This window comes from Streptomyces fructofermentans, from assembly GCF_014651055.1.
Taxonomy (GTDB): Bacteria; Actinomycetota; Actinomycetes; order Streptomycetales; family Streptomycetaceae; genus Streptomyces; species Streptomyces fructofermentans.
Genome location: NZ_BMWD01000003.1, coordinates 135,572 through 151,060, shown reverse-complemented (window position 1 = coordinate 151,060; position 15,489 = coordinate 135,572). Strand labels below are relative to the sequence as shown.

The following is a 15,489-nucleotide window of genomic DNA, read 5'->3' as shown; positions in this document are numbered from 1 at the left end:
ACCGGGGCCCGGGCCAGGAACAATCGGGGTGCGTGCCACCGGACCGGTTCGGTGGTGAGACGCTGCGCAGTGGCTGGAGCGGTGGCTGGGTTGCGCGGCCGCGTACGGGGAGGTGGCAGGCAAGTGGTGGATCAGCTGACACAGCACGATCCGCGGCGGATCGGGCCGTTCGAGGTGCTGGGACGGCTGGGTGCCGGCGGCATGGGGCTGGTCTATCTCGCGCGTTCGGCCTCGGGCCGTCGGGTGGCGATCAAGACGGTCAGGACGGAACTCGCCGAGGACCAGCTCTTCCGGGTCCGCTTCACGCGCGAGGTCGAGGCGGCCCGGGCGGTGTCCGGCTTCTACACCGCGGCCGTCGTGGACGCCGACCCGCGGGCGGCCGTGCCCTGGCTGGCCACCGCCTACGTCCCCGCGCCTTCCCTCGAGGAAATAGTGACCGAGTGCGGGCCGCTGCCGGCCCAGGCGGTCCGCTGGCTCGCTGCGGGTGTCGCCGAGGCGCTGCAGTCGATCCACGGCGCCGGCCTCGTCCACCGCGACCTGAAGCCGTCCAACGTGCTCGTCGTCGAGGACGGACCGCGCGTCATCGACTTCGGCATCGCCTCCGGGGTTTCGAACACACGTCTGACGATGACCAACGTCGCCGTCGGCACCCCCGCCTACATGTCACCCGAGCAGGCCAAGGACTCCCGCAGCGTGACGGGCGCGAGCGACGTCTTCTCGCTCGGCTCGATGCTCGTGTTCGCGGCCACGGGACACGCGCCCTTCCACGGCGCCAACCCGGTCGAGACCGTGTTCATGCTGCTCAGGGAGGGCCCCGACCTCGAAGGGCTCCCCGACGAGCTGCGGCCGCTGATCGAGTCCTGTATGCAGATGGAGGCGCCGGCCCGTCCCAACCCCGCCGACCTCCAGGCCCAGCTCGCCCCCCACCTCTTCGGCTCCGGCTCCGACGACAGCGGCACGGCCTCGGCCTGGCTGCCCGAGCGGGCCGTGGGCCTCATCGAGACGCGCCGCGGCGGACGCCCGGCCCCCAGGCCCCCCTCCGGACGCAGCGGCGGACGCGGCGTGCCCGTGGTCCCGCCGCCGCCCCCGCACGCCCCGCCCGTGCCGGTCGGCGCGGGCGCCGGACGGCACGGCGGGGCCCCGGACGCGGGTCCCGTCCGCCTCGCGGGCGCCCAGGTCCCGATCGGGCCGGGGCCGCGCGTCGCGGACGCCCGCGCCGCCGCGGTGAAGGCTCCCCCGCCGGAGGCGGGACTCGCCGCCTCCTGGTCCCGGCCGCGCCCCGGCGTCAACGGCGCCGACGCCGCGGGACCCGTCCCGGTGCCCTCGCCCGCGCCCGGCCCGGACGCGGGCTCGTCCTGGCGCCCGTGGCGCTTCCGCATGTCGAACGACGTGTGGGGTACGCCCGCGGTGGCGGGGGACCTCGTCTACGTCACCTCGTTCGAGGTGCACGCCCTGGACGTGGCGACCGGCCGCCGGCGCTTCAAGACACGGGACGTCGCCTGGTCGATGGCGGTCTCCGACGGCCGTGTGCACGCCTCCGACGGGCCCACCCTCTTCGCCCTGGACGCCCGCGAGGGAACCGATCTGTGGCGCATCCAGACCGATGCCTGGGTGTACTCCCTCAAGGCCGACCGCGGCACCGTCGTGACGGGCACCCGCGGCGGCGGCGTACAGGCCTGGGAGGCCGCCAACGGCCGCAGGCTCTGGGAGATCACCGGCGCCCAGACCGACTTCGAGTCGCCCGAGGCGGGACCGGTCGTCCACGAGGGCACGGTCTACGTCTGGAAGGACGCCCGGCTGCGCGCCCTCGACGCCCGCACCGGCGACGAGCGCTGGTCCTACCCGATCGGCGACGCCGCGTCCTGCGGCGGCGTCCCGGTGCGGCTGACCCCGGCCGAGGACGGGTACGTGTACGTGTCCGCGGGCACCCGGGTCCTCGCCGTCGACATCGCGGGCGGGCACGTCCGCTGGCACTTCGAGGCTCCGGCCGTCTTCCTCGGCCCGCCCACGTTCGCCCCGGGCCCGGCCGTCACCGGCGGCGGGGTGTACCTCGCCGACTACCTCGGCACGGTGTACGCCCTCGACGCCACCGACGGCCGCGACCGCTGGCGCATCGCCACCGAGTCCCGCTCCTCCGTCGACCCGGTCCTCGTGTCGGCCGGGCACGTGCACGTGGGCAGCGGCAAGGGGCTCTACACGCTGGACGCCGTCACGGGCACGCCGAAGTGGCGCTTCCAGGCGGGCGGCGACATCGTCGGGGCGCCCGCCGTCGCCGACGGGCGGATCCACTTCGGCTCCACCGACCACCTGCTCTACACGCTGAAGGCCGACGACGGCCGCCTGCGCTGGAAGCTCGCCACCGGCGGCGAGATCACCGGTGCTCCGGTGGTCAAGGACGGCGTGGTGTACGCGTGCAGCAAGGACCGCTGCGTGTACGCGCTGGACGCCGAGAAGGGCACGGGCACGGCGAGGACGTGACCCCGCGGGCGCGCCCCCTGCCGGGGCGTGGAGCCCGGCCGCGGCACGTACGGGGGCGGGGCCGCGGAAAGGCGGGGGCGCCGCGGGACGGCGGCCCAGGCGTGCGCGGCGGCGGGCGGCGACGCGCAGCCGCCCCGGTCGGGCCCCGCGGTCGCCGTCAGTGGCGCGGCGGGTGCGGTGATGACCACGCCGGCCGGATCCGCCGGTGCTCGCGACCGGAACGGCGGGCCGGCCGGCGTGGTCATCACCGCACCCGCCGCGGCGGGAGAAGCCGGACGGGGGTGCAGGACGTCCGCGCACCGCTCGCGGCGACGGCCCACGGTCGTGGGGCCGACGTCCGTGACGGCCGTCGCACCAGTCACGGAAGGGCTCCGTACGGCGGCCGTCGTCCCGGCGGGAGCGGCGCCGGCCCGAGGACGCTCCGCACGGCGCGCGGGCCCGCTCTCCCCGCTCCCGCTCCCGACGCTACGCCCGGCCGGGCGGGCCCGCCACGCGGTGCACACGCTCCGCGGGAGGCGGCCGCCCGGGTGCGTCCGGCGGACGCGCGGGGCCCGGCGGCCGGCCCCGCACGGGCCTTCCGGACACCCGTTCAGCGCGTGCGGAACCCCGGACGGCGGGCGCCGAAGAGCCCCGCCTGCCGCTCGGCCGGCAGATTGCCGAGCGACACGAGGTGCGGGGCGTACGACAGGGCCGCCGTCAGCGCCGCCTCCCGTGCCGCCCACACCGCCCGCACGGTGCCCTGCACGGCCTCCGTCGGGCAGGAGGCGATGACGTCCGCGCACCGCACGGCGGCCGTGACCGCCTCGCCCGGCGGGGTGACCTCGGAGACCAGCCCGACCTCGTACGCCCGCCGTGCCGAGATCCGTTCGGCGGTGCCCATCAGCGCCATCCGCGCGACCTCGCCCGGCGGCATCCGCTGCGCCAGGTAGACCGACTCGTAGGCGCTCACCATGCCGTAGGTGGTGTGCGGGTCGAAGAAGGTGGCGCTCTCGTCGGCCACCACGAACTCGGACTCGCCGAGCAGGTAGAAGGCGCCGCCGCAGGCCATGCCGTTCACCGCGGCGATCACGGGCTTCCACAGGCCGCCCGCCTTGGGGCCGACCGCGGCGAGCGGGTCGTCCACCATGTAGGGCGAGCCGGGCTGCGGCACGTCGGCGCTCCGGTCCAGGCCCGTGCAGAACGCCCGCCCGCCGGCTCCGGTGAGGACGATCGCCCGGACGGTGTCGTCGTACCGGAACTCCTGCCAGGCGGCCTTCAGTCCGTCGGCCGTGGCGAGATCGAGGGCGTTGAGCTTCTCGGGCCGGTCCAGGGTGAGCACGGCGACTCCCGTCCCCCTGTCGACCTCCGTCCGCAGGGTCACGGGCGCTCCGGCATCCACTGCGGAAGCGCCCCGTCGGCGCCGCCGAAGACCACCTGCACCCTGGCCCCGATCCGCATGCGGTCCGGTGGCACCGAGCCCAGCCCCGCCCCCGGAGCGCCGACCAGGTATCCGACGAGCCGGATGCGGGGCGCCTCCGCCAGCTCGACCACGACGACGCCGTACGGGGCCCGCTCGGCGTAGTCGGGCAGCAGCGGCGGATGCGGGACGACGTAGGACCAGATCCGGCCCCGGCCGCTCATCCTGCGCCACTCGCCGTCGAAGGACTGGCAGCGGGGGCAGCAGGGGCGGGGCGGGAAGCGCAGCTCGCCGCAGCCGCCGCAGGCCTGCACGCGCAGTTCGCCCCGGGCGGCGTACTCCCAGAAGGGTGCCCCGTCGTCGTCCACGACCGGTGTCAGCATGTCGTCTCAACTCCTCAGCAGCAGGGCGGAGGTGGGTACACCCTCGCCGGCCGTGACCAGGCAGGTGGCCGCCCCGGGGACCTGGGCCGTGCTGGTGCCGCGCAACTGCTCCACGCCCTCGGTGATCAGGTTGAAGCCGTGCACGTACGCCTCGCTGAGCCCGCCGCCGGCGGTGTTGATCGGGAGGCGTCCGCCGATCTCCAGCGCGCCCCCCTCGGTGAACGCGCCGCCCTCGCCCCGTCCGCAGAAGCCGTAGCCCTCCAGGGAGAGCGGTATGAGCGGCGTGAACGCGTCGTAGATCTGCGCCACGTCGACGTCCTCGGGTGTGAAGTCGGCGTGCTTCCACAGGTGCCGGGCCGCGGTCCAGGCGGGCCCGGTGAGCGGGTCGTCGTTCCAGTAGTTGACCATGCCGTGGTGCTGGGCGGGCAGGCCCTGGGCCGCGGAGTGGACGTAGACGGGCCGCTGCCGGCAGTCGACCGCGCGGGCGGCGGACACCACGACGCAGGCCAGCGCGCCGTCCGTCTCCAGGCAGTTGTCGTACAGGCACAGCGGTTCGCTGATCCACCGCGAGGTCATGTACATCTCGCGGGTCAACGGCCGTTCGTACATCATCGCGGCCGGGTTCTGGTTGGCCCGGTTCCGGCAGGCGAGGGCGACGTTGAACAGGTGGTCCCGGGTCGTGCCGTACTCGTGCATGTACCGGCGGGTGAGCATGGCGATCTCGTCGACGGGCCGCAGCAGGCCGAACGGGCGGGTCCACTGGGCGGGCGTGGGCAGTTGGACGGCGGTGTTCCGCCAGGGACGCGGGCCCGAGCCGCGCTTGCGCGACCGCCAGGCGACCCCGACCGTCGCCTGCCCGGTGGCGACGGCGGCGGCGAGGTGCGCGACGGTGGCGCACGAACCGCCGCCGCCGTAGCCCACCTTGCTGAAGAAGGTGAGGTCGCCGAGGCCCACGGACTTCGCGACCTCGACCTCGTCGGTCTCCTCCATCGTGTAGGAGGCGAGGGCGTCGACCTCTCCGGGGGAGATCCCGGCGTCGTCCAGGGCGGCGAGGATCGCCCGGCAGGCCAGCTCCTTCTCGCTGCCGGGCAGTTGCTTCGCGAAGGGGGTCCGGCCGATCCCGACGACGGCGGTCGCGTCCTTGATTCCCGAGGGGATGCCCGGGGGGATGCCAGAGGCGGTTCTTCCCGGCAGGGTCCGTGCCATGTGCGCGCACCTCCGTGTGACGGCCAGGCGGCTGTGGCTGACAGGCCGTCAGGCTACAGCTAATCTGACGGGTAGTCAGCTAGTGGTGTGTCGACCGTGGGGAGGCCCGCTGTGCGCGGTGACTTGGAGTGGGGCACCATCCCCGGGCTGGTGCGGGACGCCGCCGCCCGGTACGGCGACGCCGAGGCGGTCGTCGAGGGCCGTGCGCGCGTCACCTACGCCGAGCTGGGAGCCCGGGTGGAGCGCGCGGCCGCCGCGTGCGTCGCGGCCGGCGTGGCCCCCGGCGACCGGGTGGCCGTGTGGGCGCCCAACACCGTGGACTGGATCGTGTCGGCGCTCGGCGCGGTCTCCGCGGGCGCCGTCCTCGTCCCGCTGAACACCCGCTTCAAGGGCGCGGAGGCGGCCTACGTGCTGTCCCGCAGCCGCGTCAGGCTGCTGTTCGTGACTGGTACGTTCCTGGGCACGTCGTACGTGGCGTCGCTGCGCCGGGCCGCCGGGCAGGGCGACGGGACGGGCCCCCTGCCCGGCCTCCCGGACCTGGAGCAGGTGGTCGTGCTGTCCGACGACGCGCCCGCCGACTTCCGCACCTGGAAGGACTTCCTGGCGAGCGGGGACACCGTCGACGCGGGCGAGGTGTGGCAGCGGGCCGCGGCCGTCCGCTCGGGCGACCCCTCGGACATCGTCTTCACCTCGGGCACGACCGGCCGCCCCAAGGGCGCCGTGATCACCCACGCGCAGACGCTGCGCGCCTACGAGGTGTGGAGCGACCTGGCCGGGCTGCGCCGCGACGACCGCTACCTGATCGTGAACCCCTTCTTCCACACCTTCGGCTACAAGGCCGGGGTGATCGCCTGCCTGATGCGCGGCGCGACGATGGTCCCGCAGCCGGTGTTCACCGTGGACACCGTCCTCGCCAACGTGGCCTCGGAGCGCATCTCGGTGCTCCCGGGGCCGCCGACGCTCCACCAGTCCCTGCTGGACCATCCGGCGCGGGACACGTACGACCTCTCGGCGCTGCGGCTCGTGGTGACGGGAGCGGCCGTCGTGCCGCTGCGGCTGGTGGAACGGCTGAAGTCGCAGCTCGGGATCGAGACGGTCCTCACGGCGTACGGGCTCTCCGAGGCCAGCGGCATCGTCACCATGTGCCGCCGGGGGGACGAGGCGGGCGTCATCGCCCGGACGTCGGGGCGCGCCATCCCCGGCACGGAGGTACGGGTGGCGGACGCGCGGGGGAACGCGTCGGCGCCGGGCACGCCGGGCGAGGTGCTGGTCCGCGGCTTCAACGTGATGAGCGGCTACTACGAGGACGAGGCCGCCACGGCCGAGGTGCTGGCCCCCGGCGGCTGGCTCCGCACGGGGGACGTGGGCGTCCTGGACGCCGCGGGCAACCTGCGGATCACGGACCGGATCAAGGACATGTTCATCGTCGGCGGCTTCAACGCGTACCCGGCGGAGATAGAGCAGCTCCTCGGCCTGCACCCGGACGTGGCGGACGTGGCGGTGGTCGGCGTGCCGGACGCCCGGCTCGGCGAGGTGGGCAAGGCCTACGTCGTGCGCCGCCCGGACAGCCCGCTGACCGCGGACGACCTGATCGCCTGGTCCCGCCGCGAGATGGCCAACTACAAGGTCCCGCGTGCCGTGGAGTTCGTCACCGGACTCCCGCGCAACGCGAGCGGCAAGGTGGTGAAGGGCGAGCTGCGGGGACGGTGAGCCCGTGGGCCGCCGGGCCGTCGGCGGGGCGCAGCCGGGGCGCCGGCGGGTCCGGGCACGCCTCGGCCGCGGTGGCTCCCCCTCGGTGCCACCGCGGCCGATCCCCGTCGGGACGGAAGGTCTACTTGTTGTCCAGGCCCAGCGCGGGCGGGGCCGGCATCGGGTTGTCCATCGTGGTGACGTCCTTGCCCGACGGCGGAGCCGGCATCGGGTTGTCCATGGTCGTGACGCCGTTGCCGGCCGGCGGCGCGGGCGGTGTCGGCATCGGGTTGTCCTTGGTGACGACGTCCTTGCCCGACGGCGGGGCGGGCATCGGGTTGTCGAGCGTGGTGATCTCTTCGTCCGTGACCGAGCCGTTCGGCAGCGCAGCGTCCGTGTCGTGCTTCTTGTCGCTCATGGGCTTTGACTTCCTCCGCAGTGGTGACGAGTGAAGAAACGCCCGTCCGGAAGCTCCCCCGAGGGCCGCCGGACGGGCGTTCGGAGCCGCAGACTAGTCGGTCGGGCCCCAAGTCAGACCGTCTGCCCCCCGACGCGACGGTGTGACAGGTAGAGAGTGCCGGTCGCCGATAAACGAATGCTGAACGCCGGTGCCCCCGCCGGTGGAAGGCGCGGGGGGAGGCGCCGCGGGGTCCGGCGGTGGACCCGGGGGGAGGCGCTGCGGGAGGTCCGGCCGGGAGCCCGCCGGGAGCCCGGTGGGAGGCCGGGCGCGCGGACCCTGCGCTCAGGCCGCCGTGGCCGGCGCGAGCAGCGCCCGCACCTCGTCGGCCTCCACGGCCGCGCTCTGCTCGTACAGGTTGAGCGCCTCGCGCCAGCAGGCCCTGGCCCGGTCCACCTGCCCCAGTACGGTGAGCGCCCTCCCGAGGAGCGTCAGGACGTTGCCCCGCATCCGGTCGCCGCCGATGCACCTGAGCGCGAGGGCCTGTTCGGCGTGCTGGGCGGCCTGGGCGGGCCGGCGGGCGGACAGGTGCACCTCGGCGATGCGGAAGTGGGTCGTGCCCTCCCACAGGCGCTGCCGGTGGTCCCTGAGGATGCCCAGGGCCTCGTTGTAGTGGCCGAGCGCCTCGGCGTGCCGGCCGGCCCTGTGCAGGGCCATGCCCACCGCGTAGTGGCTGTTGGCGAGGCGCACGGTCCGGCCGAACTCCGCGTGGATCGCGACCCCGTGCTGGGCGAACTCCACGGCCGTGGCGATGTTCCCCATGCCCAGGTGGGCGCGGGAGAGGTTGCACAGGCTGGTCGCCTCGAAGGGCCGGTTGCCCGCCGCCCGCAGCCCTTCGATGGCCTGGTCGAAGAACGGCTTGCCGTCCGCGTACCGCCCCTGGTGGAGGCAGATGAGCCCGCGGTTGTTGGCGACCCAGCTGATGGCGGTGGCGTCCCGGGCGGAACCGGCCAGCTCCATGGCGACCCGTGCCTCCTCGGCCGCCTGCTGGATGCGGCCCGAGACCAGCAGGACGTCGGTCAGGATCGTCCGGGCCCTGCCCTCCGCCCGCACGTCCCCCGACGCCCGGGTGGCCTCGCACATCGCCCTGGCGGTCGCCTCGTACTGGTGGGAGTCGGCACCCGACTCGGTGAGGTCCTTGGCCGCCCACAGCAGGTCGACCGCACGCCGCAGCCGCTCCGTGCCCGCGGACTGCCGTACGGAGGCCAGCAGGGGGGCCGCCTCCGTGTAGAGCCAGTCCAGCGCGGCGGACCCCTCGGCGAACGTGAGCCCCGGGTGCTCCGTGTGCTCGAGGGCGGCGACCAGGCGGTCGCCCGGACGCTCGATCGCGTACACCTCCGCAGCCGTGGCCAGGTAGAAGTCCAGCAGCCGCGACAGCGCCGCGCCCCGCTCGCTCGGCGGGTGCTCGTCCCGCTCCGCGCACGCACGCGCGTAGAGGCGGACCAGGTCGTGGTAGCGGTAGCGGCCGGGCGCGGCGGACTCCAGCAGCGAGGTGTCCACGAGGGACTCCAGCAGGTCCTCGGCCGCCGTCTCCGGGAGGTCCAGCACGGCCGACGCCGCGGCCAGCGACATGTCCGGCCCGTCGGCCAGCCCGAGCAGCCGGAACGCGCGGGCCTGCGCGGGCTCCAACTGCCCGTAGCCCAGCTCGAACGTGGCCTTCACCGCCAGGTCGCCCGCCTGGAGCTCGTCCAGGCGCCGCCGCTCGTCCGCCAGCTTCGCCGCCAGCACCGAGACCGTCCAGGTCCGCCGGGCCGCGAGCCGCGAGGCCGCGATACGGATCGCCAGCGGCAGGAAGCCGCAGGCCGCGACCACGTCGAGGGCGGCCTCCCGCTCCGACGCGACCCGCTCCCCGCCGACGATCTTCGTAAAGAGCTGGAGCGCCTCCTCCGGGGACATCACGTCGAGGTCGACGAGGTGCGCCCCGGCCAGGTCCACCATCCGGACCCGGGACGTGATCAGCGCGGCGCAGCCCTCGGTGCCGGGCAGCAGGGGCCGTACCTGGGCGGCGTCCCGCGCGTTGTCGAGCAGGACCAGCACCCGGCGGCCGTCGAGCATCGAGCGGAAGAGCGCGGCCCGCTCCTCCAGGGAGTCCGGGATCGCCGAGTCCGCGGTGCCCAGGGCGCGCAGGAAGGCGCCCAGCACGGTCTCGGGCTCAGCCGCCCGGGCTCCGGCGCCCTGGAGGTCCACGTACAACTGCCCGTCGGGGAACGCCCCGCGGGCCCGGTGCGCCACGTGCACCGCGAGCGTCGTCTTGCCCACGCCGCCGATGCCGGCCAGCGCGGAGACCGCCATGACCCGTCCGTCCGCGGAGGCGAGCACGTCGCCCAGTTCGGAGACGAAGGAGGAGCGTCCGGTGAAGTCGGGCACGGTCGCGGGGAGTTGCGCGGGCCGCACGGGCGCGGCGGCGGGCTCCGCGACGGGGGCGGACGGTTCGGCCAGCCCCGGGTCGGCCCGCAGGATCCGCTGCTGGAGCTCCTTCAGGCCGGGGCGCGGGTCCACGCCCAGCTCGTCGGCGAGCAGGCGCCGTGTGTCGGCGTACACCGCCAGGGCCTCCGCCTGCCGGCCCGAGCGGTACAGCGCGAGCATCAGCAGTTCGCGCAGCCGCTCCCGCAGGGGGTGCGCCGCGGTCAGCGCCGTCAGCTCCGAGACGGCCTCGGCGTGGCAGCCCTGTTCGAGGTCCATGTCCAGGCGCGACTCCAGCAGTTGGAGCCGCCACTCGTCGAGCCGGGCCCGCTGGGTCTCCGCGTAGGGGCCCGGGACGCTCGCCAGCGGCTCGCCGTCCCACAGGCCGAGCGCCCTGTTGAGCAGGGAACGGGCGAGACACAGGTCGCCCGAGCCCTTTGCCTTCTCGGCGTCGGCCGCCAGCTCCTGGGCCAGCGCGACGTCCAGGGCCCCCTCCCCGAGGGACCTGATCGCGTACCCGCCGGACTCGCTGACCAGGACCCCGGGGTCCAGCACCTTGCGCAGCCGCGACGCGTAGGTGCGGACCGCCGCCAGTGCCTGGGACGGCGGCTCGTCGCCCCACAGGGCGTCGATCAGCTCGGACGCCGTGGCCGTGCGGCCCTCCCGGAGCAGCAGCGCGGCCAGCAGCGCGCGCTGCTGGGGGGAGCCGGTGGGCAGGAGCTCCGCCCCGCGCCAGGCGCGCACCGGGCCGAGCACGCCGAAGCGGAGCGTCACCGACTCCTCGGCATGCCGCTGCTCCGGTACTCGCGGTACACCGTCCATCGCTGTCCCCCTGCCGAACCGTCATGACAACCAGGCCAGTTTGCCTTGTTCATGGCGGATGCGTCAGCCGTGGGAGACAGCCGTCACAGGCGGCGGTGCCAAGTCGCGCGGCCCCGCACGGAACCCGCACGGGGTCCCCACGTCCGCGGGGCCGCCCCGAAGCCCGTCCCGCGGGCCCCCGCCAGAGAGCTGACGGACCGTCAGATCAGCGCTACCGTACAACGCATGGAGACCTTCCCGCAGATCATCTCGGTGGACGACCACACGGTGGAGCCCCCCACCGTCTGGCAGGACCGGCTCCCGTCCCGGTACCGGGACCGGGGGCCGCGCATCGTCCGTGCCCCGCTCAAGGAAATGACCTTCCTGGGCGGAAAGTTCGCACCGGTCATGGGTGCCCCCGGCGACGAGGGGCCCATCGGCGACTGGTGGGTCTACGAGGACCTGCACCGGCCGCTCACCCGGCTCGACACCGCGGTCGGCTACGACCGCGACGAGATCAGGCTCGAAGTCATCACGTACGAGCAGATGCGCCCGGGGTCGTACGACGTCCCGCAGCGTCTCGCGGACATGGACGTCAACCACGTCCAGTCGGCCCTGTGCTTCCCCACCTTCCCGCGCTTCTGCGGCCAGACCTTCACCGAGGCGTCGGACCGCGAGCTGGGGCTGCTGTCGGTGCGCGCCTACAACGACTGGATGGTGGAGGAGTGGTGCGGGCCCGAGGCCCGGGGCCGGCTGATCCCGCTCACCCTCATCCCGCTGTGGGACGCGGAACTGGCGGCGCGCGAGGTGCGGCGCAACGCGGCCCGCGGGGTGCGGGCCGTGGCCTTCTCCGAGATACCTCCGCACCTCGGGCTGCCCTCCGTGCACACGGACTACTGGGACCCCTTCCTCGCCGCCTGCGACGAGACCGGCACCGTCATCGCCATGCACATCGGGTCGAGCAGCCGCATGCCCTCGACCTCGGCGGACGCACCGCCCGCGGTGGGCTCCACCATCACCTTCGCCAACTGCTGCTTCTCCATGGTCGACTGGCTGATGAGCGGCAAGTTCGAGCGCTTCCCGAACCTCAGGGTGATGTACGCGGAGGGCCAGATCGGCTGGATCCCCTACATCCTCGAACGGGCCGACGTGGTGTGGGAGGAGAACCGCGGCTGGGGCGGTGTGGCCGACAAGGTCCACCGGCCGCCCTCCGAACTCTTCACCGAGCACGTGTACGGCTGCTTCTTCGACGACGCCTTCGGTCTGCGGAACCTGGACGCCATCGGCGCGGGGAACGTGCTCTACGAGACGGACTACCCGCACTCCGACTCGACCTGGCCCAAGTCGCGCGAGGTCGGCGAGGCGCAGATGGGCCACCTCGACCCGGACGTGGTGGACCGGATCGTGCGGCGCAACGCCATCGAACTGCTGGGGCTCACCGAGGACGGGCTCTGGGCCCCCTGAGGCCCCGGCCCGGTCGCCGGACGCGCACGCCTCCCGCCCGGTCGCCGGACGCGCGTACACGCACCCCTTGTACGACGGTGCGTCGGTCAGCACGATGGGTGCCCGCTCACGAATATGACGGATCGTCAGACAAGGGGAGCCGCTGATGCAGGTCCTGCCGGAAGGGCGACTGGAGTACGGGATGCAGCTCCCCGTCCAGTCCCAGAGCACCCTGTACACCGAGGAGTGGGAGGCGGACGCGGGCCCGGGCGACCTCGCCGCGATCGCCGGGGCCGCCGACCGCCTCGGCTTCGCCTACCTCGCGAGCTGCGACCACGTGGGCATCCCGCGGCGGCTCGCCCCGGCCATGAGCACCGTCTGGTACGACCCGGTCGCCACCCTCGCCTTCCTCGCCGGGATCACCGAGCGGGTGCGGCTGCTCAGCCATGTCGCGGTCGTCGGTCTGCGGCATCCGCTCCTCACGGCCAAGCAGTACGCGACGCTGGACCACCTCAGCGGCGGCCGGCTCGTCCTCGGCGTCGGCGCGGGCCACGTGCGGGAGGAGTTCGAGGCGCTGGGTGTCGACTTCGAGCGGCGGGGAGCGGTCCTCGACGAGTGCGTCGACGCGCTGCGCGCCGCGCTGGGCCCCGACGAGTACCCCGTCCACCACGGGAAGCTGTACGACTTCGAGGGACTCGGGCAGCGGCCCAGGCCCGCGCAGGAACGGGTGCCGGTCTGGGTCGGCGGGTCCTCGCCCGCGGCCGTCCGCAGGGCCGCCGTGAAGGGGGACGGATGGCTGCCGCAGGGCGACCCCCGCGAGCGGCTGCCCGAGCAGATAGCCACCGTCCGCCGGCTCAGGGAGGAGGCCGGCGTCGGCGACCCGCTGACCGTCGGCGCGATCACCGAGCCGCTCTACGTGGGGCGCCCGCAGTGGTCCGTGGGACGCCGCACGCTCAGCGGGGGCCCGGACGAACTGGCCGAGTCCCTGCGGGAGTACGGCGCGATGGGCGTGCACCAGATCCAGGTGCGGTTCCGGTCCCGGAGCCGCGGCGAACTCATCGACCAGATGACGGCGTTCGGCACCGACGTGGCGCCGCACCTCTAGGGAGAGCCGTATGGGCAAGCTGGACGGACGTGTCGTCCTCATCACCGGCGCGGCGCGCGGGCAGGGCGAGCAGGAGGCGCGGCTCTTCGTCGAGGAGGGCGCCGAGGTCGTCCTGGGCGACGTGCTCGACGACCAGGGCGAGGCGCTGGCCAAGGAGCTGGGCCCCCGGGCCCGGTACGTCCACCTGGACGTACGGAGCGAGGACGACTGGGCGGCCGCCGTCGCCGCCGCCGAGGAGGCGTACGGGAGGATCGACGGCCTGGTCAACAACGCGGGCATCCTGCGGTTCAACGCCCTCGTCGACACCCCTCTCGACGAGTTCATGCAGGTCGTGCAGGTGAACCAGGTCGGCTGCTTCCTCGGGATCAGGGCAGCCGGGCCGCGCATCGCGGAGGCCGGCGGCGGGACGGTCGTCAACACCGCCTCGTACACGGGCCTGACCGGCATGGCGGCCGTCGGCGCGTACGCGGCGACCAAGCACGCCGTGCTGGGGCTGACCCGGGTGGCGGCCCTGGAGCTGGCGGACCGGGGGGTGCGGGTCAACGCGGTGTGCCCGGGCGCCATCGACACCGCCATGTCCAACCCGGCGCTCCTGGACCCCTCGGTGGACGCCGAGCGCGGCTCCAGGGCCCTGGACGCCTTCTACCGCAAGCTCGTGCCGCTCGGCCGGATCGGCAGGCCCGAGGAGGTCGCGCGGCTCGTGCTCTTCCTCAGCTGCGACGACTCCTCGTACATCACCGGGCAGCCGTTCGTGATCGACGGAGGGTGGCTGGCGGGGGTCGCCGTGCTCTGAAACCGGGACCGTCATCTGACTGCTCGTCAGCTATTGACGCTCCCGGCGGGCGGTGGAACAGTCGGCTCAATGAATCTGACGGTACGTCAGATATCGATTCGTGGGGACGGTGAACCTCCGTGGAATTCGGGCTCTTCGTACAGGGATACGTGGGCAAGCGCGCCGAGACCGACCCGCTCGCCGAGCACAAGGCGCTGATGGAGGAGACCGAGTACGTCATCCAGGCGGACGCCTCGGGCTTCAAGTACGCCTGGGCGTCCGAGCACCACTTCCTGGACGAGTACTCGCACCTCTCCGCCAACGACGTCTTCCTCGGGTACCTCGCGCACGCCACCGAGCGGATCCACCTCGGCTCCGGCATCTTCAACCCGCTGGCCCAGGTCAACCATCCGGTGAAGGTCGCCGAGAAGGTCGCGATGCTCGACCACCTCTCCGAGGGCCGCTTCGAGTTCGGCAGCGGGCGCGGGGCCGGCTCGCACGAGATCCTCGGCTTCCTGCCGGGCATCACGGACATGAACCACACGAAGGAGATCTGGGAGGAGACCATCGCCGAGTTCCCGAAGATGTGGCTCCAGGAGGAGTACGTCGGGTTCCAGGGCAAGCACTGGCAGCTCCCGCCGCGCAAGGTCCTGCCCAAGCCGTACGGGAAGGCCCACCCGGCGATGTGGTACGCCGCCGGGTCGCCGCCCTCGTACGCGATGGCGGCCCGCAAGGGGCTCGGGGTGCTCGGCTTCAGCGTGCAGAAGGTCTCCGACATGGAGTGGGTCCTGGAGCAGTACAAGACGGCCGTCGTCGAGGCGGAGCCGGTCGGCGCCTTCGTCAACGACAACGTGATGGTGACCACGACCGCCATCTGCGCGCCGACGCACGAGGAGGCGGTACGGATCGCGGTCGGGGGCAGCCTGCATTACCTGCCCTCCCTCGTCTTCCGCTACCACGACACCTTCCCGCGGCCCGAGGGCTTCCCCGTGTGGCCCGAGACGCTGCCCGAGTACAACGAGGAGTTCATCGAACTCCTCATCGCCGAGGAGCTGTTGATCTGCGGCGACCCGGGCGAGGTGCTCACCCAGTGCAAGCGGTGGGAGCAGGCCGGGGCGGACCAGCTGAGCTTCGGGCTGCCGGTCGGCGTCCCGAAGGAGGAGACGCTCCAGACGATCCGGCTCATCGGCGAGCACGTGATCCCGAAGATCGACACGGACCCGGTCCACCGCACCACCCGCTTCCGCCGGACGGGCTGAGCCCCGGCGGGGTGCGGGGGGCCGGCGGCCCGCGGCCCGGCTCGGAGTGACGCGGGGGAGCGGCCCCCGGCGGGACGCGGACCCGGGGCCGGGCGGA

At 73.9% G+C, this 15,489-nt stretch carries 11 protein-coding genes; 6 read left to right on the top strand and 5 right to left on the bottom strand.

Annotated features, from left to right (window positions below; genetic code table 11):
- The first annotated feature begins 123 nt into the window (after positions 1-123).
- Positions 124-2,478, top strand: coding sequence for a protein serine/threonine kinase AfsK (gene afsK, locus IE265_RS05595; RefSeq protein WP_190034225.1), 2,355 nt, complete (start codon positions 124-126; stop codon positions 2,476-2,478).
- Between the two features lie 589 nt (positions 2,479-3,067).
- On the opposite strand, the gene IE265_RS05590 is transcribed toward afsK, so the two are convergent.
- Genes IE265_RS05590 through IE265_RS05580 form a run of 3 tightly spaced genes read right to left on the bottom strand, consistent with a single transcriptional unit; the run spans position 3,068 to position 5,463 of the window.
- A complete protein-coding gene (locus IE265_RS05590) occupies positions 3,068-3,838 on the bottom strand; it encodes an enoyl-CoA hydratase/isomerase family protein (RefSeq protein ID WP_190034224.1) in 771 nt (256 codons plus the stop codon).
- A complete protein-coding gene (locus tag IE265_RS05585; protein ID WP_190034223.1) occupies positions 3,835-4,257 on the bottom strand; it encodes a Zn-ribbon domain-containing OB-fold protein in 423 nt (140 codons plus the stop codon). The genes IE265_RS05590 and IE265_RS05585 overlap by 4 nt, the downstream gene beginning before the upstream one ends.
- Before the next feature lie 6 nt (positions 4,258-4,263).
- Complete coding sequence (locus IE265_RS05580) at positions 4,264-5,463, bottom strand: lipid-transfer protein (RefSeq protein WP_190034222.1); 1,200 nt, start codon at positions 5,461-5,463, stop codon at positions 4,264-4,266.
- A 111-nt stretch (positions 5,464-5,574) separates the two neighbouring features.
- Here IE265_RS05580 and IE265_RS05575 point away from each other — a divergent pair, with 111 nt between their 5' ends.
- Positions 5,575-7,173, top strand: coding sequence for a FadD3 family acyl-CoA ligase (locus IE265_RS05575; RefSeq protein ID WP_190034221.1), 1,599 nt, complete (start codon positions 5,575-5,577; stop codon positions 7,171-7,173).
- A 121-nt stretch (positions 7,174-7,294) separates the two neighbouring features.
- On the opposite strand, the gene IE265_RS05570 is transcribed toward IE265_RS05575, so the two are convergent.
- Positions 7,295-7,570, bottom strand: a complete 276-nt coding sequence (locus IE265_RS05570) for a hypothetical protein (protein WP_229916050.1) — start codon at positions 7,568-7,570, stop codon at positions 7,295-7,297.
- A 324-nt stretch (positions 7,571-7,894) separates the two neighbouring features.
- A complete protein-coding gene (afsR, locus tag IE265_RS05565; protein WP_190034220.1) occupies positions 7,895-10,834 on the bottom strand; it encodes an SARP-family global regulator AfsR in 2,940 nt (979 codons plus the stop codon).
- Positions 10,835-11,059: 225 nt separating this feature from the next.
- Here afsR and IE265_RS05560 point away from each other — a divergent pair, with 225 nt between their 5' ends.
- From IE265_RS05560 to IE265_RS05545, 4 genes are all read left to right on the top strand, one after another.
- Positions 11,060-12,277, top strand: a complete 1,218-nt coding sequence (locus tag IE265_RS05560; protein ID WP_190034219.1) for an amidohydrolase family protein — start codon at positions 11,060-11,062, stop codon at positions 12,275-12,277.
- A gap of 145 nt (positions 12,278-12,422) precedes the next feature.
- A complete protein-coding gene (locus IE265_RS05555; RefSeq protein ID WP_190034218.1) occupies positions 12,423-13,361 on the top strand; it encodes an LLM class F420-dependent oxidoreductase in 939 nt (312 codons plus the stop codon).
- A gap of 10 nt (positions 13,362-13,371) precedes the next feature.
- Positions 13,372-14,154: an SDR family NAD(P)-dependent oxidoreductase gene (locus IE265_RS05550; protein ID WP_190034217.1), complete on the top strand. Its 783-nt coding sequence runs from the start codon at positions 13,372-13,374 to the stop codon at positions 14,152-14,154.
- Positions 14,155-14,273: 119 nt separating this feature from the next.
- A complete protein-coding gene (locus tag IE265_RS05545) occupies positions 14,274-15,392 on the top strand; it encodes an LLM class flavin-dependent oxidoreductase (protein WP_190034216.1) in 1,119 nt (372 codons plus the stop codon).
- Positions 15,393-15,489: the final 97 nt, after the last annotated feature.

Excerpts from the sequence above, each read along its gene's own strand:
- IE265_RS05585 (WP_190034223.1), bottom strand. The coding sequence starts at position 4,257 with ATGCTGACACCGGTCGTGGACGACGACGGGGCACCCTTCTGGGAGTAC.
- IE265_RS05580 (WP_190034222.1), bottom strand. The coding sequence starts at position 5,463 with ATGGCACGGACCCTGCCGGGAAGAACCGCCTCTGGCATCCCCCCGGGC.
- IE265_RS05570 (WP_229916050.1), bottom strand. The coding sequence starts at position 7,570 with ATGAGCGACAAGAAGCACGACACGGACGCTGCGCTGCCGAACGGCTCG.
- afsR (WP_190034220.1), bottom strand. The coding sequence starts at position 10,834 with ATGGACGGTGTACCGCGAGTACCGGAGCAGCGGCATGCCGAGGAGTCG.
- IE265_RS05560 (WP_190034219.1), top strand. The coding sequence starts at position 11,060 with ATGGAGACCTTCCCGCAGATCATCTCGGTGGACGACCACACGGTGGAG.
- IE265_RS05555 (WP_190034218.1), top strand. The coding sequence starts at position 12,423 with ATGCAGGTCCTGCCGGAAGGGCGACTGGAGTACGGGATGCAGCTCCCC.
- IE265_RS05550 (WP_190034217.1), top strand. The coding sequence starts at position 13,372 with ATGGGCAAGCTGGACGGACGTGTCGTCCTCATCACCGGCGCGGCGCGC.